Source organism: Janthinobacterium foliorum (genome assembly GCF_978021625.1).
The window spans coordinates 163,069-182,765 of sequence record NZ_CDXDQE010000004.1 but is presented as its reverse complement, the minus strand read 5'-3'; the positions used below and the strand labels follow the sequence as shown (position 1 = coordinate 182,765).

Below are 19,697 nucleotides of genomic sequence, written 5' to 3'. Positions count from 1 at the left end.
GGGACTTAATTACCCAGCTGCGCCTTGGTATAGAAGCCGTCATCGACGAGAATGTTCACGTTCGCCTTGGTGAGCGGCGTCGGTTTGAGCAGCACGGTGCTGACTTTTTTCAAGCCGTTGTCATAGCTGGAGTTGTAGGCCGGCTTTTCATTGCGCGCCAGCTGCACCGCCAGCCTGGCCGCTTCGGCGGCGATGGTTTTCAGCGGCTTGTAGACGGTCATCGCCTGCGTGCCGGCGATCACGCGTTTCACTGCTGCCAGGTCGGCGTCCTGGCCCGAGACGGGCACCTTGCCGGCCAGCTTTTGCGCGGCCAGCGCCTGGATGGCGCCGCCCGCCGTGCCGTCGTTCGAGGCGACGATGGCGTCGATCTTGTTGTTATTCGCCGTCAGCGCGTTTTCCACGATTGACAAGGCTTCCGTGGCGCTCCAGTCCTTCACCCACTGCTGGCCCACGACCTTGATGTCGCCCTTGTCGATGTACGGCTTCAAGACCTTCATCTGGCCTTCGCGCAGCATCTTGGCGTTGTTGTCCGTCGGCGCGCCGCCCAGCAGGTAGTAATTGCCCTTCGGCTGCAGCTTGACGACGCCTTCGGCCTGCATCTCGCCCACTTTTTCGTTGTCGAACGAGATGTAGGCGTCGATATCGGCGCCCAGGATCAAACGGTCATACGACAGCACCTTGATGCCGGCCTTTTTCGCTTCCTTGATGGTGTTGTTGAGGACCGTCGCATTGAACGGCACGATCACCAGCACGTCCACGCCGCGCGAAATCAGGTTTTCGATCTGCGAAATCTGGCGCTGCTCGCTGGCGTCGGCCGATTGCACGAAGACCTTGGCGCCCTGCTTTTCGGCCGCGGCGATGAAGAAATCGCGGTCGCGCGTCCAGCGCTCCACGCGCAAATCGTCGATGGAAAAACCGATCTTCGGGTTCTTCGCGTCGGCCAGGGCGGCGCTGCTGGTCAATGCCAGCATGGCGGTCATGATGGCTGCACTGATGATCTTGTTCATTACGTGTCTCCTTGTTGGATTTTATTAACGACGTTTTTTAACTGCGGGTACAACGGACAACAAATACACTAGTGATTGTGGCGCGGCAGGGTCTGGCCCACGGCACGGTATTTCAGGGCCAGTTCCATGCAGGCGCCCGTTTCCAGCTGGCCCACGCTGGCGCGGTAGATCTCCTGCCACGGCGTGGCGCTGTCGTTCACGGGGGGCGGCAGCGCCGTAGCGCGGCGCGCCAGCTCAACGCCGTCGACCAGCATGTCGCAGCGGCCCGCATGCAGGTCCACGCGGATGATGTCGCCCGTGCGCAGCAGGGCCAGGCCGCCGCCGACGGCGCTTTCCGGCGAGGCGTTCAGTATCGACGGGCTGTCCGAGGTACCCGACTGGCGCCCGTCGCCCAGGGTCGGCAAGTTCAGGATGCCGGCCTTGAGCAAGGCGTCGGGCGGCTGCATGTTGACCACTTCGGCCGAACCGGGCCAGCCCACGGGCCCCGCGCCGCGCATGACCAGCATGCAGCTGTCGTCAATGGCAAGTGCCGGGTCGTTGATGCGCGCGTGGTAGTCGGCCGAGCCATCGAACACAATGGCGCGCGCCTCGAACACGCCCTCGCAGCCGGGACGCGACAGGTAGCGCTCGCGGAAAGCGGGCGAGATCACGCTGGTCTTCATGATGGCAAAGTCGAACAGATTGCCCTGCAGGGCCAGGAAGCCCGCCTTGTCCTTCAATGGCGCGGCAAACGGGCGGATCATCTCGCGGTCCGCGCTTTCGCGGCCTTGCAAATTGGCGGCCATGCTCAGTCCCGTGACCGTCAGGCGGTCCGCATGCAGCAAGCCCGCTTCTTGTAACTCCCACATGACGGCCGGCACGCCGCCGGCGCGGTGAAAACGCTCGCCCAGATACTTCCCGGCCGGCTGCATGTTCAGCAGCAGCGGCACGTCGTAGCCGTGCGCCATCCAGTCACTGGAGTGCAATTCCACGCCCGCGTGGCGCGCCATGGCCATCAGGTGCGGCTGCGCGTTGGTCGAGCCGCCAATGGCCGCGTTGACGATGATCGCGTCCAGAAACGCCTCGCGCGTCAGGATGCTGGACGGGCGCACGTCTTCATGCGCCATGCCGACGATGCGCTGTCCCGTGGCGTAGGCGATCTGCCCGCGTTCGCGGTACGGCGCGGGGATCGCCGAGCAGCCCGTGAGGGACATGCCCAGCGCCTCGGCCAGCGCGTTCATGGTCGATGCCGTGCCCATGGTGTTGCAGTGACCGGCCGACGGCGCCGAGGCGGCGGCGATCTGCAGGAATTTATCGCTGTCGATGGCGCCGGCGGCCAGCTGGCGGCGGCCTTTCCAGATGGCGGCGCCGGAGCCCACCAGTTCCCCATCCATCCAGCCGTCGAGCATGGGGCCGCCGGACAGCACGATGGCGGGAATGTCCACCGTGGCGGCGGCCATCAGCTGCGCCGGCGTCGTCTTGTCGCAGCCAGTGGTCAGCACCACGGCGTCGATCGGATAGCCATGCAGGATCTCCACCAGGCCCAGGTAGGCCAGGTTGCGGTCCAGCGCCGCCGTGGGACGGCGGCAGTTTTCGAAGATCGGATGCAGCGGGAATTCCATCGGGATGCCGCCCGCGTCGCGGATGCCGTCGCGCACGCGCTGCGCCAGCTCCAGGTGGATGCGGTTGCACGGGCTGATATCGCTGCCGCTTTGCGCGATGCCGATGATGGGGCGGCCCGAACGCAGCTCTTCCGCCGTGATGCCGTAGTTCATGAAGCGCTCCAGGTACAGCGCCGTCATGTCGATGTGGTCCGGATTGTCGAACCAGTCCTGCGAACGGAAGCGCCGTGCCGGCGTCGTCGCGCCGCTCATGCGCCGTACCATCCCGCATCGACAAAGTATTCGCGTCCCGTGCACTTGGCCGCGTTGTCGGAGGCCAGGAACAGCGCCAGCGCCGCCACGTCGTCCGGTTCCACGCGCACCTGCAGGCACTGGCCCCGCAGGATGACGGCTTCCGCTTCCGGCGTGTGCCACAGGCGCTCCTGGCGCGGCGTGCGCACGGCGCCGGGAATGATGCAATTGACGCGGATGCCATCGCCGCCCAGGTCGCGCGCCAGGCCATGCGTCAAGCCTTCGATGCCCGCCTTGGCCGTCATGTAGATCGACAGGTTGGCCTGCGCCAGGTGCCAGGAAATCGACCCCAGGTTGAGGATCACGCCGCTGCCCAGCGCCCGCATGGACGGCGCCACGGCCTGGGCGCAGAAATACTGGTGGCGCAGGTTGACGGCGATGCGTTCGTCCCAGTAGGCGGGCGTGACGTCCTGCAGCTGGTGGCGGTCGTCGTTGGCCGCGTTGTTGACGAGGATATCGGTGGCGCCGGTGGTGTTGCCGATGTCGGCAAAGGTGCTGGCCAGCGCATCGAGGTCCGTCAGGTCGCAATAGCGGAAAACGGGGGGCTGCGGCAGGTGTGCCAGCTTTTCCTGCAGCGCCAGCGACGCCTCGCGGGCGATGTCGAGAAAAGTGACCTGGGCGCCCTGGCGCGCGAATGCCTCGACGATGGCCACGCCGATGCCGGTGCCGCCGCCCGTGATGACGACGCGCTTGTTGGCCAGGCTGGGATAGGTTGCATGCTGCATGGGGACTCTCGTTGTAGGAAGGGGGAAATCAGATCAGGCCGCGCTGCGCCAGGTTCTGGTACAGGGCGCGCACGCCAAAAGTCCAGGGCGGGATCGCGTCGCAGGGCTGCACTACGTTGACCAGCGCGCCCAGCGCGGCGCTGGCGATGGTGACGCGGTCGCCCGGGTGATGCGTAAAGCCGCCGCCCTGCGCGTCGCGGTCCTTCACGGGCGAGAACATGGTGCCGAGAAAAAGCATGAAGCCGTCCGGATACTGGTGGTACCGGCCCGCCGTCTGGCGCACCAGGTCCAGCGGATCGCGGCTGATCTCGCGCATGAAACTGGCGCCTTCCAGCACAAAACCGTCGTCCGCACCCTCGATCAGCAGCGACACTTCCGCCTGGCGCACGGTGTCGAGCGTGAAGCCCTCGTCGAACAGGCGGATGAAGGGGCCGATGGCGCAGGAGCCGTTGTTATCCTTGGCCTTGCCCAGCAACAGCGCGCTGCGCCCTTCGATGTCGCGCAGGTTGACGTCATTGCCCAGGGAAGCTCCCAGCACCTGGCCACGGCTGTTGACGGCCAGGACGATCTCGGGCTCCGGGTTGTTCCAGGCCGATGATGGCAGCAAGCCCACCTGAGCGCCGCAGCCGACCGAGGACATGGCCTGCGCCTTGGTAAACACTTCCGCATCGGGGCCGATACCCACTTCCATGTACTGCGACCAGGCGCCCCGCTCCTGCAGTTGCCGCTTCAGGCGCTGCGCCGCCTCCGAGCCGGGGCGCAGCGCCGACAGATCGCTGCCCAGGGTGGCTTGCAGCGCGCCGCGCAGGCTGGCGGCGCGCGCCGCATCGCCTCCAGCCTGCTCCTCGATCACGCGCTCGAGCAGGCTGACGGCGAACGTCACGCCGCAAGCCTTGATCGCCTGCAAATCGCACGGCGCCAGCAGCAGCGGCCGCTCCGGCGGGGCGGCCATGGCCTGCTCCAGCAATGCCTGCACGGAGCCAAGCGCGGTGCCCGGCGCATGGCGGGCGATGCCCAGCGCATCGTCGCTCTCGAACAGCTCGGCCACGGTGGCGACGGTGTCCGTGATGTCGACCACTTCACCGCCGCGCACGGCGACGACGCAAGGGCCATCGCGCCAGATGCGGCCAATCAGGGTGGCCTGCGCCAGGTCGGCGGGTAGCAGGGAAGCGGGAGAAATCGGCAGCATGGCAGCTTTCAAAAGACGGTCGTCGGAAGGTCGGACTTCAAGGTCGAACCGATTCTGCGCGCCGCCATGGGTCACCGCAATTACGAAAATCACCAAATTGCATGATGATTATTGGTATTGCGGCGCACCAAAAAACGCCGCGCGAAGGCCCCCGGATTACCCCCGTCTGCGCGTCTGGAAGAGGAGATTTGGCGCATCGCATCAATCGCGCCAGCGATACCGTTTTGGATATCGGCAATGCGAAAAAAGTGATTGGTGGGGCCGGTATGGACAAACTAGTATCAGCCGTGGCCCACATGCGGCCATCGGCACGGAGCCGGCCCACAGAGGCCACGACGCCGGCACATTCACACTCAAAGAAGGTGGAGACCCGAAATGAAAACAACAATGAAAATGCTGGCCGCGAGCCTGCTGCTGGCGACGTCCGGCATGGCAGTCACTCCCATGGCGAATGCCGCTGACAAGGGCGCCATCGGCATCTCGATGCCGACCAAATCCTCGATGCGCTGGATCGCCGACGGCGACAACATGGTCAAGGTATTCAAGGAACGCGGCTACAAGACGGACCTGCAGTTTGCCGACGACGATATCCCCAACCAGCTGGCGCAGGTGGAAAACATGATCACCAAGGGCGCCAAGGTGCTGGTCATCGCCGCCATCGACGGCACCACCCTGTCCGACGTGCTGAAAAAAGCGGCAGACAAGGGCATCAAGGTCATTTCCTATGACCGCCTGATCCGCGGCACGAAGAACATCGATTATTACGCCACCTTCGACAACTTCCAGGTCGGCGTGCTGCAGGCGGGCTATATCGAATCGGCGCTGAAACTCAAGGAAGGCAAGGGTCCGTTCAACATTGAACTGTTCGGCGGCTCGGCCGACGACAACAACGCGCACTTCTTCTACAACGGCGCCCTGTCGGTGCTGAAACCCTACATCGACAGCGGCAAGCTGGTGGTGCGTTCGAAGCAGATGGGCATGGACAAGGTGGCGACCCTGCGCTGGGATGGCGCCGTGGCACAGGCGCGCATGGACAACCTGCTCAGCGCCTACTACGGCAACGCCAGGGTCGACGCCGTGCTGTCGCCCTACGATGGCCTGAGCATCGGCATCCTGTCGTCGCTCAAAGGCGTCGGCTACGGCACGCCGAAGCAGCCCTTCCCCGTCGTCACGGGCCAGGACGCGGAAATCCCGTCCGTCAAATCCATCATCCGCGGCGAGCAGTCGTCCACCGTGTTCAAGGATACGCGCGAACTGGCCAAGGTGACGGCGAACATGGTCGACGCCATGTTGTCGGGCAAGGCGCCCACCGTCAACGACACCAAGACCTACAACAACGGCGTGAAAGTGGTGCCGTCCTACCTGCTCAAGCCCGTCACCGTCGACAAGGCCAACTGGAAGCAGGTGCTGGTCACGGGCAGCGGCTATTACACCGAAGCGCAGCTCAAATAACAGGATCGCTCTCCATGACGGACACCCTGCTGGAAATGCGCGCGATCCGGAAGACCTTTCCCGGCGTCGTCGCGCTTGACCGGGTCGACCTGCGCGTGCGCAGCGGCGAAATTCACGCCATCGTCGGCGAGAATGGCGCCGGCAAGTCGACCCTGATGAAAGTGCTCAGCGGCGTATACGGCGCCGGCTCGTACACGGGCGATATCGCCTGGCAGGGGCAGGTGAGCGAGTTTGCCGGCATCCGCGACAGCGAGGCGCTGGGCATCATCATCATCCACCAGGAACTGGCACTGGTGCCGCTGCTGTCGATCGCCGAGAATATTTTCCTCGGCAACGAGCCGGCGCGGCACGGCGTGATCGACTGGGAAGAGGCGCAGACGCGCACGCGCGCGCTGCTGAAAAAAGTGGGTTTGAACGAGCAGCCCGACACCCTGGTGACGAACCTGGGCGTGGGCAAGCAGCAGCTGATCGAGATCGCCAAGGCGCTGTCGAAGAACGTCAGGCTGCTGATCCTCGACGAACCCACAGCCAGCCTGAACGAGAGCGACAGCGCGGCCCTGCTGGACCTGCTGCTGGAGCTGCAGCGCCAGGGCATCGCCTCGATCCTGATCTCGCACAAGCTCAATGAAATCTCGCGCGTGGCCAATACCATCACCGTGCTGCGCGACGGCAAAACGGTGGACAGCATCGACTGCCGCGCCGAGAAAATCAGCGAAGAGCGCATCATCGAGAAGATGGTGGGGCGCGAAATGGCCGAGCGCTACCCGAGCCGCGAACGCCACATCGGCGCGACGATTTTCGAAGTGCGCGACTGGCGCGTGCACCACCCGGACCATGCGGAACGGGCCGTCATCAAGGGCGTCAGCCTGCACGCCAGAAAGGGCGAGATCATCGGCATCGCCGGACTGATGGGCTCGGGGCGCACGGAGCTGGCGATGAGCATTTTCGGGCGCGCCTGGGGCCAGGGCATCAGCGGCACGGTGCTGAAGAACGGCGCCGCCATCGACGTGTCGAGCATCAGCAAGGCCATCGCGCACGGCATCGCCTACGTGACGGAGGACCGCAAGGCGCTGGGCCTGATCCTGGAAGAGGACATCACGCTCAACACCAGCCTGGCCAACCTGCCGGCCGTATCGCGCCACCTGGTGATCGACGAGCAGCAGGAATTCGCCGTGGCCGACGGCTACCGCCAGCGCCTGAACATCCGCTGCTACAGCGTGCTGCAAAAAGTCGTCAACCTGTCGGGCGGCAACCAGCAGAAAGTGGTGCTGGCCAAGTGGCTGTTTTCGCGCCCCGACATCCTCATCCTCGACGAACCGAGCCGCGGCATCGACGTGGGCGCCAAGTACGAGATCTACAGCATCATCAACGAGCTGGCCGCGGAAGGCAAATGCATCATCATGATTTCCTCGGAAATGCCTGAATTGCTGGGCATGTGCGACCGCATCTACGTGATGAATGAAGGACGTTTTTCCGCCGAATTCACGGCCGCCGAGGCGACGCAGGAAAGCATCATGCGCGCCATCGTCACACAGGGAGACAAGCATGCACACTGACACCGCCGAGACGGCCAAACCGGCAGCGGCACCGATTCCAGCGCCGGCGGCGCCACCCGCCAAATCGTATGCGGGCTTCCTGAAAAATAATATGCGCGACTACGGCATGCTGCTGTCGCTGGTGGCCATCATGGGCTTCTTCGAGTACATGACGGACGGCACACTGCTGCAGCCGCTGAACCTGACCAACCTGGTGCTGCAGAACAGCTACATCGTCATCATGGCGCTGGGCATGCTGATGGTGATCGTGGCCGGCCATATCGACCTGTCGGTCGGCTCCGTCGTCGGCTTCGTGGGCGCGCTGGCGGCCGTGCTGATCGTGCGCTACGACATGAACTTCATCGCCGCCAGCATCCTGTGCCTGCTGGCCGGTGCCGTCATCGGCGGCGCGCAAGGCTATTTCGTCGCCTTCTTCAAGATCCCGTCATTCATCGTCACCCTGGCCGGCATGCTGGTCTTCAAGGGCCTGACCCTGGCCCTGCTGGAAGGCCAGTCCGTCGGCCCGTTTCCGGCCGGCTTCCAGATGCTCAGTTCCGGCTTCCTGCCCGATCCGTTCAATGGCGACAACCTGCGCGGCTTTTCCCTGCTGCTGGGCGTGATCGGCGCGGCCGCCCTGCTCTTCGCCTCGCTGCGCGCGCGCGCCAGGCAGCTGCGGCACGGCATGGAAAATGAACCGCGCGCCTTCTTCCTGCTGAAGAACGCCATATTTGCCGCCATCATCGTGTATTTCAGCTACCTGCTGGCTTCCTACAAGGGCTTTCCCAACGTGCTGGCCGTGATGTCGGTGCTGATCATCGCCTACACCTACATCAGCAAGCGCACGGTGCTGGGACGGCGCGTGTACGCCGTGGGCGGCAACGAGAAGGCGGCGCGCCTGTCCGGCATCAAGACGGAGCGGGTCAGCTTCTACACCTTCGTCAACATGGGCATGCTGGCCGCGCTGGCCGGCCTGATTTTCGCGGCGCGCCTGAACACGGCCACGCCCAAGGCTGGCACGGGTTTCGAGCTGGACGTGATCGCCGCCTGCTTCATCGGCGGCGCTTCCGCCTCCGGCGGCGTGGGCAAGGTGATGGGTGCCGTCATCGGCGCCTTCATCATGGGCGTGATGAACAACGGCATGTCCATCATGGGCATCGGCATCGACTACCAGCAGGTGATCAAGGGCCTGGTGCTGCTGGCCGCCGTGTTCATCGACGTCATTAATAAAAATAAATGAGAAGAACAAGGAAGCACAGGTTCGAGCCTTAGGGGGCTCTGGCCGGCGTGCGCGCCGGCCTTTTTCATTGCATGGCCAGCCGCGCGGCCCGGTCGCCCCACCACGCCGCTTCCTCGAACACGGAAAACCCCGACAAATCGGCGTGCGCGAACAGGATGGCGCCATCGTGCTCGCGCAACGCCTTCAAGCCCGCATTGCTGCGAAAACCCGTCAACGGCGCGGCCATGGCGTGGCCGCGCACGGTGATGTCGACGCGCTCGACGCAGCTGGCAAAGTCGCGTCCGTATGCCGTCTTCAGGTCGACGCTGGCCAGTGCCAGCAATTCCTCGGGCGTGGCCGTGTCGAGCCATTTGCGGGCTTCCTGCGGCGTGCGGTCGGACAGGGCCACGTAGGCGCTGAAGACGGTCTTCTCCGGCGGGCGCACGCGGATGTCCTGGTGCGTGGCGACGACATAGCCCAGGCCCGGTTCCTGGTACACCACGTTGTCCCAGCACAGGGGCGCGTGCGGCCGTTCGTCGGGAAAGCGCTTGAGCAGAAAATTGGCCACCATCCACGGCGCATACGCGGGCGTATCGCGCCGCATATCGAAGCCGTAGGCGGCGATGTCACGCACCACGCGCGCCGCCACGTACACGGGCATGGCGCAGATGGCCTTGCGCGCCTTGACCAGGTAGGTGCGCGGCTGGCCATCGATCAGTTGCAGGCACAGCGCTTCCACGCCCTGCGCCGTGGTGGCCACGGACACCACCGTGCCGGCATGGCGCCTGACGCCCGAGGCGCGTTCCATCGCCGTGGCCACGGGCTGCATGCCGCCCGGCCAGGTCAGCCAGGCACCGCTGCCCGCATTGGCCGCCTGGCCCCAGCGGCTGCAGTAGTAATGCAGGCCGGCCCAGGCCGAAACCTGATCGTAGCGCGTGCCGTAATCGTCGCGGCAGCAGTAGTTCAGGTACCAGTGCAGGGTGGGCGAGGTATAGCCTTCGCGCTCCAGCCACTGCTTCAAGGTGATGCGGTCGAGCGCCTGCCAGGCGGGGTCCTGCGACGACGCCACGGTGGGAAAGACGAAGACGCGCCTGCCGTCGTTGCCATGCGTCTGGCGCAGGCGCCGCACCTCGGCAAAGAAGCGCTCGTGCTGCGCCAGTTCCGCCGGCGCCACGCCTTCCGTGGGGATGAAGCCGTCCTGCCACTGGCCATTGAACAGCAGGCGCTCCTCGGGCGCGTGCAGGATGTAGCGCTCGTCATAGGTCGGCTTTTCCGCCATCGGATCGCGCTGGATGATGCCCAGGTCGAACAGGATCTCGCGCACGTGCGTCGATTCGGGCGAGGGCAGCGGCAGATAGTGGCCGCCCGTGGGATAGGCCAGGTCGCCGAATTGCCCGCCGGCCGCGTTGCCGTATGGCTGCGGGCCGTCGACCATGAGGAAATCCCGGTGCCCCAGCTTCTTCAGGCGCCAGGCCGCCGTCAGGCCGGCGATGCCGGAACCGAGGATGGCCACGTCGGTGGTGAGGGTTTCAGCGGGCGGCGGCAAGGCCCTGCGTTCGCGCAGCAGGTCGCGCAGATAGTGGCCTTCATCCCGGCCCGGATACAGCACCCTGGGCGTGACTTCCTGCCAGCGCAGGTACGCCGCGATGCTGCCGATGCCGGCCGCCGCCGCCGTGGCACCGCCGGCGGCCCACAGCAGGAAGGAGCGGCGCCGCATCAACGGATCACCCGGTTCCAGTCCTGCTCGAATTCATGCACGAGCGACTGGGTGTTCAGGCGGTTCGGCGCCATCGGCAAGCGCTGCATGTCGGGCGGGAAGATGAACATCTCGCGCGTGGTGTCCGCATTCAGGTAGCGCATGGGCAGGCGGTAGGTCGTCGGCGGCGCGTAGTCAAGCTGGGGGGAGGCAAGAATGAACCCCCATTCGCCGAACGAGGGCACGTAGGCGTGATATGGCCAGGTGCGCATGCCCACTTCGCGCAGGGTGGCGTCGATGGTCCAGTAGGCGTGCGGCGCGAAGAACGGCGACGTCGATTGCACCACCATCAGGCCCTTGGCGGCCAGGTGCTTTTTCACCAGGTCGTAGAAGGGCACCGAATACAGTTTGCCCAGCGCAAAGCTGGACGGATCGGGGAAGTCGACGATGGCCGCATCGAACATGTCGCCGTTGTTGCGCAGCCAGACGGCGGCATCGGCATTGATGACGGTGACGCGCTTGTCCGAGAACGAGCCGTTATTCAGCTTTGCCAGTTCCGGGCGCGTGGTAAACGCGGCCGTCATGGCCGGGTCGAGGTCGACCACGGTGACGTGCTCGATGTGCGGGTAGCGCAGGATTTCGCGCAGGGCCAGGCCGTCGCCGCCCCCCAGCACCAGCACGCGGCGCGCCCACGGCAAGGCTTCCAGCACGGGATGCACGAGCGCCTCGTGGTAGCGGTATTCGTCGCGCGAGGAAAACTGCAGGTTGCCATTGATGTACAAACGCGTATCGTCCTTCCAGCGCGTGATCACCAGGCGCTGGTAGGGCGTGGTGGTGGAGTAGACGATCTGGTCGCCGAACAGGCCGTGTTCGCCCCACGCCACCATGCGGTCCGACATGGCAAACCCCACCACCAGCAGCAGCATCACGGCGCAAGCGCGCAGGAAGCGTCCCGTGAGATTTTTCAGTTCCGCGCGGAAGACGTAAATGGTCCACAGGCCCACGCCCACGTTCAGCATGCCGAACAAAAAGCCCGTGCGCACCAGCCCCAGATACGGCGACAGCACCAGCGGGAACAGCAGCGAGACGGCCAGCGCGCCCAGGTAATCGAAGGTCAGCACGCGGCTGACCAGCTCGGAAAATTCCGTCTGGCGCGAGTTCAGCGCGCGCATCACCAGCGGCACTTCCATGCCGACCAGCGCGCCGATCAGGAAGACCATCACATACAATAGCGTGCGGAACGGCGCCGCCATCCACGAAAACGTCATGAACAGGATGGCGGCCGACAAGCCGCCGATCAGGCCCACGGCCATCTCGATGTCGACGAAGCGCGAGAGCACGTCATCATCCTTGACATATTTTGAAAAGTGAGCGCCCACCCCCATGGCGAACAGGTAGCAGCCGATGATGGTGGAAAATTGCAGGATGGAATCGCCGAGCAGGTAGCTGGACATGGCGCCGGCGATCAGTTCATATGCGAGGCCGCAGGAGGCGACCACGAAGACGGACAAGATCAGAATCTTTTTGTTCATGGGGCTTTTTTTTGTTCTAATATGCGTTGACGTTATCAAATGCTCATTGCGAGGAATGCCGTGCCCGCCATCCTAAACTATCTGATCCATCTTATACTGGCGGCCGCGCTGCTGATTGCCTTTTTTATCATCTATACGCGCGTCACGCCCTATAACGAGGTGCTGCTGATCCGCCAGGGCAACCACGCGGCGGCGCTGTCGCTGGGCGGCGCGCTGCTGGGCTTTTCCGCCACCATCGCCTCGTCGCTGATGCACACGGCCGACTACCAGCAATTCTTCGCCTGGGCCTTCGGCGCCATGGTGGTGCAGCTGCTGGTGTACCTGGTCACCACGCGCCTGCTGCGCATGTCGAAGGACCAGATCGAATCGAACAACAGCGCGTTTGGCGGCCTGCTGGGCGCCATTTCCCTGTCGATCGGCGCCATCAACGCCGCCTGCATTTCCTGACACCGCTTCATCTTATTCAAGGACATCCATCATGAGCCTCGGCAGCTTTATCAAGAAGCAGTTTATCGACGTACTGCAGTGGAACGAAGAGACGGAAGGCGTACTGGCCTGGCGCTTCCCCATGCAGGATTTCGAGATCCAGAACGGCGCCATCCTGAACGTGCGCGAATCGCAGGTGGCCGTCTTCGTCAACGAAGGCAAGATCGCCGACGTCTTCGGTCCCGGCACGCACAAGCTGACGACGCAAACCTTGCCGCTGCTGACCAACCTGAAAAACTGGGACAAGCTGTTCGATTCGCCGTTCAAGTCGGACGTGTATTACTTCAGCACCCGCGTGCAGACGGGCCGCAAGTGGGGCACGCCGCAGCCGATCACCATCCGCGACAAGGATTTCGACATGGTCCGCGTGCGCGCCTTCGGCATGTACTCGTACCGCATCGCCGACGCCCGCACCTTCTTCACCGAGATCAGCGGCACGCGCGAGGTCTACACGCGCGACGAAGTGGAAGACCAGTTGCGCGGCATTTTGATGTCGAGCATGGCCAGCTCGCTGGGCGGCGCGAATGTGCCCTTCCTCGACATGGCGGCCAACCAGGCGCTGATGGCGCAGGAGGTCAAGGATGGCCTGGCGCAGGCGTTCGCCCGCTATGGCGTGGGCCTCGATGAATTCAACGTGGCCAGCATCAGCCTGCCAGAGGAATTGCAGGCGGCGCTGGACGAGCGCATCTCGGCCGGCATGAAGGGCGGCCTGGGCGCCGACAAGCTGGGCGGTTTTACGAAATTCCAGGTGGCCAACGCGATCCCGCTGGCGGCGCAGAACGAAGGCGGCATGGCCGGCATCGGCGCGGGTCTCGGTGCCGGCCTGTCGATCGGCCAGGTGATGGCGCAAAGCATGGCGCAGGGTACGGGCAACGCGCTGCAGCAACCCGCACCTGCTGCGCCACCGGCCCCCGTGGAAGAAGCGATCGAGGCGCGCCTGGAAAAGCTCAAGGGCTTGCTCGACAAGGGTCTCATCTCGCCGGCCGACTACGACGGCGCCAAGGCTGAACTGCTGAAAAAACTGATCGGCTAAACGCGACTGCATGCAAACTGTTTCCTGTCCCAGCTGCGGCGCGGAAGTTCACTTCCGCTCGCACGCTTCCGTGCTTGCCGTGTGCGAGTACTGCCACAGCACCATCCTCAAGGACGCCGACGCCGTCCGGGACGTGGGCAAGATGTCGGCCGTCCTGGAAGACTATTCGCCGATCCAGATCGGCACGGCCGGCGTGCACGATGGCGTGCACTTCAGCGTCGTCGGGCGCATCCAGCAGCGCTACAGCGCCGGCACGTGGAACGAGTGGTATCTGCTGTTCGATGACGCCAGCACGGCGTGGCTGGGCGATTCGTCCGGCCTGTACACCCTGACGCGCGAGCGCAAGACCCAGGATGCCCTGCCCGCCTTTGGCGAACTGGCGCCAGGCCGGCGCTACACGATCTGCGGCGAGCCCTACACGGCGGCCGAGATCCGCAACGCCGAATGCATCGCCGGCCAGGGCGAACTGCCGTTCAAGGTGGGCGCCGGCTGGCGCATCCAGGTGGCGGACTTGCGCAACTACGCCAGCTTCGTCACGCTCGACTACACGGACGGGCCCCAGCCCGTCGTCTACCAGGGCGTGGCCGTCACCCTGGACGGCTTGCAGTGCCAGCTGCTGCGCGATGACGACGCCATCGCCAGGAGCGCCGGCAAATACCGCGGCAAGCTCGATGCGCTCGACTGCCCCTCCTGCGGCAGCGGCATCGAGTACGTGCCTGGCGCCGCGGCGCAGCTGGTGTGCCCCGCCTGCCACGCACAGCTCGACGCCAGCGGCCCGGAAGCGCAGGTGCTGGCCATCGGCAAGCAGGTGCACGAGAACGCCGACATCACGCTGGAGCTGGGCGCCAGCGCGAAGATCAACAATGTCGACTTCACCGTCATCGGCATGATGCGCCGCGCCGATGACGAGGGCAGCGAGTGGAACGAATACCTGCTGTACAACGCGCGCGCCGGCTTCTTCTGGCTGGTGGAAACGGACGATGGCTGGTCGCGCGCCAACGTGCTGCCGAACTGGCCCACCTGGGCCTCGCTGGACGCGGAGCGCTGCACGCTCGATGGCGCCACCTACACCAAACTGTATGGCTACGGTTCGCAAGTCGTGTATGCGGCGGGCGCGTTCAACTGGAAGGTGGCCGTGGGCGACACCACGCAGGTGGTGGAATTCGCGCAGGGACAGACCAAGCTGGCGGCGGAGCTCACCGGCGAGGAAATGACCTGGTCGCGCTCCGTGCCCGTCGCCCATGACCAGATGGCCGCCTGGTTCGGCGCCGCCTTCCATGGCGCCGTCAAGACGACGGATATCCGCCTGAGCCACCGTGGCGTCGCCAAGATCTTCATCGTCATCGTGCTGGTGTTGAATGCGATCCCCATGTTCGTCTCGTTTTCCAGCACCCTGATGTGGAGTCTGCTGGGCTGCCTGGCGCTGTTCCTGCCGGCCGCCTTCCTCGACAAGAATGAAAAGAATCCGCCATGAGTAAGTATGTGATTTATGCCTTGATGGTGACGTTTTCCGTCACGGCCGCCAACTGGGTGCGCATGTTCAAGGTGGCCGGCAGCGGCGGCGGCAGCAGCTGGAGTTCGCGCACGGGCAGCGGCGGCGGCAGCTATGGCGGCGGCTCCAGCGGCGGCAGCCACAAGTAAGCATGCCAGCCACACCGCATCTGCCCCTGGGCACGCATCTGCTGGCTGACCTGTCGGGCATCGCCGCACCACGCCTGCGCGACAGCGCCGCGCTCGAACGGCTGCTGCGCACGGCGGCCAGCACGGCAGGCGCGCAAGTGCTGCACAGCCATTTCCACAGCTTCGGCGCCGGCATGGGCGTCACGGGCGTGGTGCTGCTGGCCGAATCGCACATCTCCATCCATACGTGGCCGGAATGCGGCTTTGCCGCCGTCGACATCTTCATGTGCGGCGCCGCCCGGCCGCAGCTGGCGCTCGATGCCATCCAGGATGCGCTGCAGGCGCCGCATTGCCAGCTGCAATCCGTGCGGCGCGCGCCACCCGAGCATTCCTAGCGTCGCTGGTGGATCGCGTGGCGATCGCTTACACTGTCGTCTCCTACTCCTATCGTGACTTCCATGCGCCGTTCCGCCCTCCTTGCCCTGCCCCTGCTGCTGCTGGTTTCCGCCTGCGATGACTACACGGCGCCCAGCCTGTACCAGGCCACCACGCCCGAGTGCAAGACGTGGACGGAAGGTTCGCGCTTCGAACTGCCGCGCGGGATCAGCGTGTATGCCACGCCGCCCGTCACCCTGAAGGATGGCGGCACGGAACTGGCGCTGATCTTTACCCTGCCCGTGGGCACGCAGGCCAGCTTCACGCGCCTGTCGTTCCTGCTGGAAGAACCGCACCAGCCGCCGTTCGCCGAAGCCAAGGTGCTGACCATCTACCAGCGCGGCATGAACCAGAAAGCGGAGATCGTCGACGTCATCGAGCAGCTGCCCATCATGTTTGCCGCCGTCGGCAACAGCAAGGAAACCCAGTGGCGCCTGCGGCTGCAGCTGCCGCGCCAGCTGCCGCAGCGCTTCGACCTGTCCATGCCCGACATGCTGGTCGCCGGCAAGCGCTATCCGGTGCGCACATTCACCTACCGTTATTTCCCCGAGCGCCAGGCCTACGGCATGTGCAGCTGAACCACGCCATCCATTGACGGCGGCGCATGCCGCTGGCACACTGGCGTTTTCCATCACACCACAGGAGTAGACAACATGCGCCATTCGGATACTGCCGTGCTGTCGGCTGCCTGATCACTGTACTGCCCCCGCCAAGCCACGCTTGGCCCGCTGTTTTGCCATACGCGTGATCGCGTAGCCGACTTCCCTTTCTTTCGTGCCAGTCATGCCGACTGGCGGTGCCTGCACGCGCAGGCGATATGTCCGCACGCGGACGACAGAATACGGAATCACGCTACCATGATCGCATTCGATTTTGCGCAACTACGCCCCATCGGACTGCAGCAGGCCACCGCCAGCGCAGCCGCCCAACTCGACCTCCCTTCTTCCACCGCACAGCTGATGCGCGTGAGCGCCGTGCACCGCGACAGCATTCGCGTGCACGACGGCAGCCAGGAACACCCGGCGCTAATCATGCCGCGCCTGCTGCACGAGCTGCAAACGCAGCACACCACGCTTGCCGTCGGCGACTGGATCGCCGCCGAAGCCGATGCGCGCGGCGCGCTGTGGATAACGGCGCACTTATCCCCGATGACCCAGATCGCCCGGCGCGGCAATGACGGCCGGCGCCAGGTACTCGCGAACAACGTCGATACGGCCCTGCTGGTGATGGGACTGGACGCCGACTTCAATCCGCGCCGGCTGGAGCGCTATCTGGCCATCGTGCTGGCCGCGCGCGTGACGCCCGTGGTGGTGCTGAGCAAGGCCGACGTGGCAGGGGACGTGGCGGGCAAGCTGGCGCAGCTGAAACACCGCCTGCCATCCCACGTGCCCCTGTTTGCCATCGATACGCGCCATGCGTACGACGTGGCCATCCTGGAACCCTGGCTGGACGCGGGCCAGACCCTGGTGCTGCTCGGTTCTTCGGGCGCCGGCAAGTCCAGCCTGACCAATACCCTGTGCGCGGCGGAGCAATCGACGCAGGGCGTGCGCCACGGCGATGGCCGCGGCCGTCATACGACGACGGCCCGTTCGCTGCACCTGTGTCCGGGCGGCGCCTGCATCATCGACACGCCGGGCCTGCGCAGCTGGCAGGCCGACGCCGACGCGCAGGCCCTGGCCGCCACCTTCGACGACATCGCCGCGCTCGCCATGACGTGCCAGTTCCGCGATTGCCGGCACGCCAGCGAACCCGGTTGCGCCGTGCGCGGCGCCGTCGATACGGATCGCCTGCGCAATTATCACAAGCTGCTGCGCGACGCCCGGCGCGGCGAGGCCACGCCGCTCGAACGCATCAGCGCGCGCGCCAGGTGGAAGACGATATTGAAGGCGGGACAGGAAAGGAGCAGGCAGAAGCGCCAGGAATAGGCGTCAAAAAAAGGCATAAAAAAAGGCAGCCCGAAGGCTGCCTTTCTTGTGCGGCGCAAAGAATTAAATCTTGCGCAGCTTCTGGATCGCTGCCAGCTGCGCAATCGCGCTGGCCAGCTCGGCTTGCGCTTGCGCGTAGTCGATGCCCGAATCCTTGTTGTGGATATTTTCTTCCGCCAACTTCTTCGCTTCCAGCGCTTTCGCTTCATCCAGGTCGTGACCGCGGATCGCGGTATCGGCCAGGACGGTCACGGTATCCGGTTGCACTTCCAGCAGGCCGCCGGCGACGAAGACGAACTCTTCTTCAGCCTGGCCGACTACCTTGATGCGGACCGCGCCCGGACGGATGCGGGTAATCAAAGGCGTGTGGCGTGGGTAGATACCCAGCTCGCCCTGTTCACCCGGCAACGCGACGAATTCTGCTTCGCCTGAAAAAATCAGTTCTTCAGCGGAAACCACGTCAACGTGAATTGTGTGTGCCATGTGTGTCCTATCGGGTTGAAGAACCCCGCCGTGTGACGGGCGGGGTTAGGCCCAGACTTAACTTAGTTAAGTTTCTTGGCTTTTTCGATTGCTTCTTCGATCGTGCCGACCATGTAGAACGCTTGTTCCGGCAGGTGATCGAGTTCGCCCGAAGCGATCATTTTGAAGCCCTTGATCGTGTCTTTGAGCGAAACGTATTTACCAGGCGCGCCGGTAAAGACTTCAGCGACGTGGAAAGGCTGCGACAGGAAACGCTGCATCTTACGTGCGCGGGCAACCAGCAGTTTGTCTTCCGGTGCCAGCTCGTCCATACCCAGAATCGCGATAATGTCGCGCAATTCCTTGTAGCGTTGCAGGGTCGTTTGCACGGCACGCGCGGTGTCATAGTGCTCTTGACCGACGATCAACGGATCGAGCTGACGCGAGGTCGAATCCAGCGGGTCCACGGCTGGGTAGATACCCAGGGAAGCGATGTCACGCGACAGCGCAACGGTCGAATCCAAGTGAGCAAACGTGGTAGCAGGCGACGGATCGGTGTAATCATCGGCTGGAACGTAGACGGCCTGGATCGAGGTGATCGAACCGGTCTTGGTCGACGTGATACGCTCTTGCAGACGGCCCATTTCTTCCGCCAGGGTCGGTTGGTAACCCACGGCCGACGGCATACGGCCCAGCAGTGCCGACACTTCGGTACCGGCCAGCGTGAAGCGGTAGATGTTGTCGACGAAGAACAGAACGTCCTTGCCTTCATCACGGAACGATTCAGCGATCGTCAGGCCGGTCAGCGCGACGCGCAGACGGTTACCTGGCGGTTCATTCATCTGACCGTAGACCATCGCTACTTTGGAGTTCTCTGGATTTTCCAGATCGACCACTTTCGCGTCAGCCATCTCGTGGTAGAAGTCGTTACCTTCACGGGTACGCTCACCCACGCCGGCGAACACGGACACGCCGCTGTGCGCCTTGGCGATGTTGTTAATCAGTTCCATCATGTTCACGGTCTTGCCTACGCCAGCGCCGCCGAACAGACCAACTTTACCGCCTTTTGCAAACGGGCACACCAGGTCGATCACCTTGATGCCGGTTTCCAGCAGTTCTTGCGAAGGCGACAGTTCGTCGTATGCAGGAGCGGTGCGGTGGATCGACGCGATCTGCTCGTGCGACACGGGGCCGCATTCGTCGATCGGGTTGCCCAGCACGTCCATGATGCGACCCAGGGTTGCTTTACCGACTGGCACCATGATAGGTTTGCCGGTGTTCTGGATCATCATGCCGCGACGCAGGCCATCGGACGAGCCGAGTGCAATGGTACGGACAATGCCGTCGCCCAACTGCTGTTGTACTTCCAGGGTCAGTTCCGAGCCTGCCATCTTCAAGGCATCAAATACCTTAGGCATCGCGTTGCGGGGAAACTCAACGTCCACCACAGCGCCGATACACTGAACGATTTTGCCATCAGCCATGTTCGTTC

At 64.3% G+C, this 19,697-nt stretch carries 18 protein-coding genes; 10 read left to right on the top strand and 8 right to left on the bottom strand.

Translation table 11 applies throughout. The annotated features are described in order from the left end of the window. Positions 1 to 5: 5 nt before the first annotated feature. The 4 genes from xylF to ACZ92H_RS11065 all read right to left on the bottom strand — a co-directional run bounded on the left by xylF (position 6) and on the right by ACZ92H_RS11065 (position 4,813). Complete coding sequence (gene xylF / locus ACZ92H_RS11080) at positions 6 to 1,007, bottom strand: D-xylose ABC transporter substrate-binding protein (RefSeq protein ID WP_290601978.1); 1,002 nt, start codon at positions 1,005 to 1,007, stop codon at positions 6 to 8. Between the two features lie 68 nt (positions 1,008 to 1,075). Continuing rightward, positions 1,076 to 2,860: an IlvD/Edd family dehydratase gene (locus ACZ92H_RS11075; RefSeq protein WP_465049367.1), complete on the bottom strand. Its 1,785-nt coding sequence runs from the start codon at positions 2,858 to 2,860 to the stop codon at positions 1,076 to 1,078. Beyond that, positions 2,857 to 3,624, bottom strand: coding sequence for a D-xylose 1-dehydrogenase (locus ACZ92H_RS11070; protein ID WP_131374796.1), 768 nt, complete (start codon positions 3,622 to 3,624; stop codon positions 2,857 to 2,859). Before ACZ92H_RS11070 ends, ACZ92H_RS11075 begins: the two co-directional genes overlap by 4 nt. Before the next feature lie 28 nt (positions 3,625 to 3,652). Then, on the bottom strand, positions 3,653 to 4,813 hold the full coding sequence (locus ACZ92H_RS11065; RefSeq protein ID WP_131374798.1) for a fumarylacetoacetate hydrolase family protein: 1,161 nt from the start codon (positions 4,811 to 4,813) through the stop codon (positions 3,653 to 3,655). 429 nt (positions 4,814 to 5,242) lie between these two features. On the opposite strand from ACZ92H_RS11065, the gene chvE reads away from it, so the two are divergent. The 3 genes from chvE to mmsB are packed head-to-tail and all read left to right on the top strand — an operon-like array spanning position 5,243 to position 9,037. Next, positions 5,243 to 6,265: a multiple monosaccharide ABC transporter substrate-binding protein gene (chvE, locus tag ACZ92H_RS11060; RefSeq protein WP_465049551.1), complete on the top strand. Its 1,023-nt coding sequence runs from the start codon at positions 5,243 to 5,245 to the stop codon at positions 6,263 to 6,265. A gap of 14 nt (positions 6,266 to 6,279) precedes the next feature. Beyond that, entirely contained in the window at positions 6,280 to 7,821 is a 1,542-nt protein-coding gene (gene mmsA, locus ACZ92H_RS11055) for a multiple monosaccharide ABC transporter ATP-binding protein (protein WP_131374802.1), read from the top strand. Next, on the top strand, positions 7,811 to 9,037 hold the full coding sequence (gene mmsB / locus ACZ92H_RS11050; protein WP_465049366.1) for a multiple monosaccharide ABC transporter permease: 1,227 nt from the start codon (positions 7,811 to 7,813) through the stop codon (positions 9,035 to 9,037). The genes mmsA and mmsB overlap by 11 nt, the downstream gene beginning before the upstream one ends. Positions 9,038 to 9,101: 64 nt before the next feature. On the opposite strand, the gene ACZ92H_RS11045 is transcribed toward mmsB, so the two are convergent. Both ACZ92H_RS11045 and ACZ92H_RS11040 read right to left on the bottom strand, forming a co-directional pair. Next, on the bottom strand, positions 9,102 to 10,733 hold the full coding sequence (locus tag ACZ92H_RS11045) for an NAD(P)-binding protein (RefSeq protein ID WP_465049365.1): 1,632 nt from the start codon (positions 10,731 to 10,733) through the stop codon (positions 9,102 to 9,104). Beyond that, positions 10,733 to 12,244 carry a polyamine aminopropyltransferase gene (locus tag ACZ92H_RS11040; RefSeq protein WP_131374808.1) on the bottom strand — a complete coding sequence of 504 codons (1,512 nt, stop codon included), beginning with the start codon at positions 12,242 to 12,244 and terminating at the stop codon, positions 10,733 to 10,735. Before ACZ92H_RS11040 ends, ACZ92H_RS11045 begins: the two co-directional genes overlap by 1 nt. Before the next feature lie 60 nt (positions 12,245 to 12,304). Between ACZ92H_RS11040 and ACZ92H_RS11035 the strand changes: the two genes are divergently transcribed. The 7 genes from ACZ92H_RS11035 (at position 12,305) to rsgA (ending at position 17,743) form a co-directional block, all read left to right on the top strand. Beyond that, positions 12,305 to 12,691 carry a DUF350 domain-containing protein gene (locus ACZ92H_RS11035; protein WP_092799211.1) on the top strand — a complete coding sequence of 129 codons (387 nt, stop codon included), beginning with the start codon at positions 12,305 to 12,307 and terminating at the stop codon, positions 12,689 to 12,691. A 31-nt stretch (positions 12,692 to 12,722) separates the two neighbouring features. Then, positions 12,723 to 13,763 carry an SPFH domain-containing protein gene (locus ACZ92H_RS11030; protein ID WP_131374810.1) on the top strand — a complete coding sequence of 347 codons (1,041 nt, stop codon included), beginning with the start codon at positions 12,723 to 12,725 and terminating at the stop codon, positions 13,761 to 13,763. Positions 13,764 to 13,773: 10 nt separating this feature from the next. After that, the gene (locus tag ACZ92H_RS11025; protein WP_465049364.1) at positions 13,774 to 15,237 is read left to right on the top strand and encodes a DUF4178 domain-containing protein; all 1,464 of its coding nucleotides are present in this window, start codon (positions 13,774 to 13,776) and stop codon (positions 15,235 to 15,237) included. Continuing rightward, positions 15,234 to 15,404, top strand: coding sequence for a hypothetical protein (locus tag ACZ92H_RS11020; RefSeq protein ID WP_171898927.1), 171 nt, complete (start codon positions 15,234 to 15,236; stop codon positions 15,402 to 15,404). Before ACZ92H_RS11025 ends, ACZ92H_RS11020 begins: the two co-directional genes overlap by 4 nt. Before the next feature lie 2 nt (positions 15,405 to 15,406). Beyond that, positions 15,407 to 15,778 carry an adenosylmethionine decarboxylase gene (gene speD, locus ACZ92H_RS11015; protein ID WP_465049363.1) on the top strand — a complete coding sequence of 124 codons (372 nt, stop codon included), beginning with the start codon at positions 15,407 to 15,409 and terminating at the stop codon, positions 15,776 to 15,778. 63 nt (positions 15,779 to 15,841) lie between these two features. Then, a complete protein-coding gene (locus ACZ92H_RS11010) occupies positions 15,842 to 16,396 on the top strand; it encodes a hypothetical protein (protein ID WP_465049362.1) in 555 nt (184 codons plus the stop codon). Between the two features lie 279 nt (positions 16,397 to 16,675). Next, positions 16,676 to 17,743, top strand: coding sequence for a ribosome small subunit-dependent GTPase A (gene rsgA / locus ACZ92H_RS11005; RefSeq protein WP_465049361.1), 1,068 nt, complete (start codon positions 16,676 to 16,678; stop codon positions 17,741 to 17,743). A 63-nt stretch (positions 17,744 to 17,806) separates the two neighbouring features. On the opposite strand, the gene ACZ92H_RS11000 is transcribed toward rsgA, so the two are convergent. Together ACZ92H_RS11000 and atpD are read right to left on the bottom strand one after the other, a co-directional pair. Then, positions 17,807 to 18,226 (bottom strand): F0F1 ATP synthase subunit epsilon, encoded by a 420-nt coding sequence (locus ACZ92H_RS11000; RefSeq protein ID WP_058050961.1) that lies wholly within the window; start codon positions 18,224 to 18,226, stop codon positions 17,807 to 17,809. A 62-nt stretch (positions 18,227 to 18,288) separates the two neighbouring features. Beyond that, on the bottom strand, positions 18,289 to 19,689 hold the full coding sequence (atpD, locus tag ACZ92H_RS10995) for a F0F1 ATP synthase subunit beta (RefSeq protein WP_034752705.1): 1,401 nt from the start codon (positions 19,687 to 19,689) through the stop codon (positions 18,289 to 18,291). Positions 19,690 to 19,697: the final 8 nt, after the last annotated feature.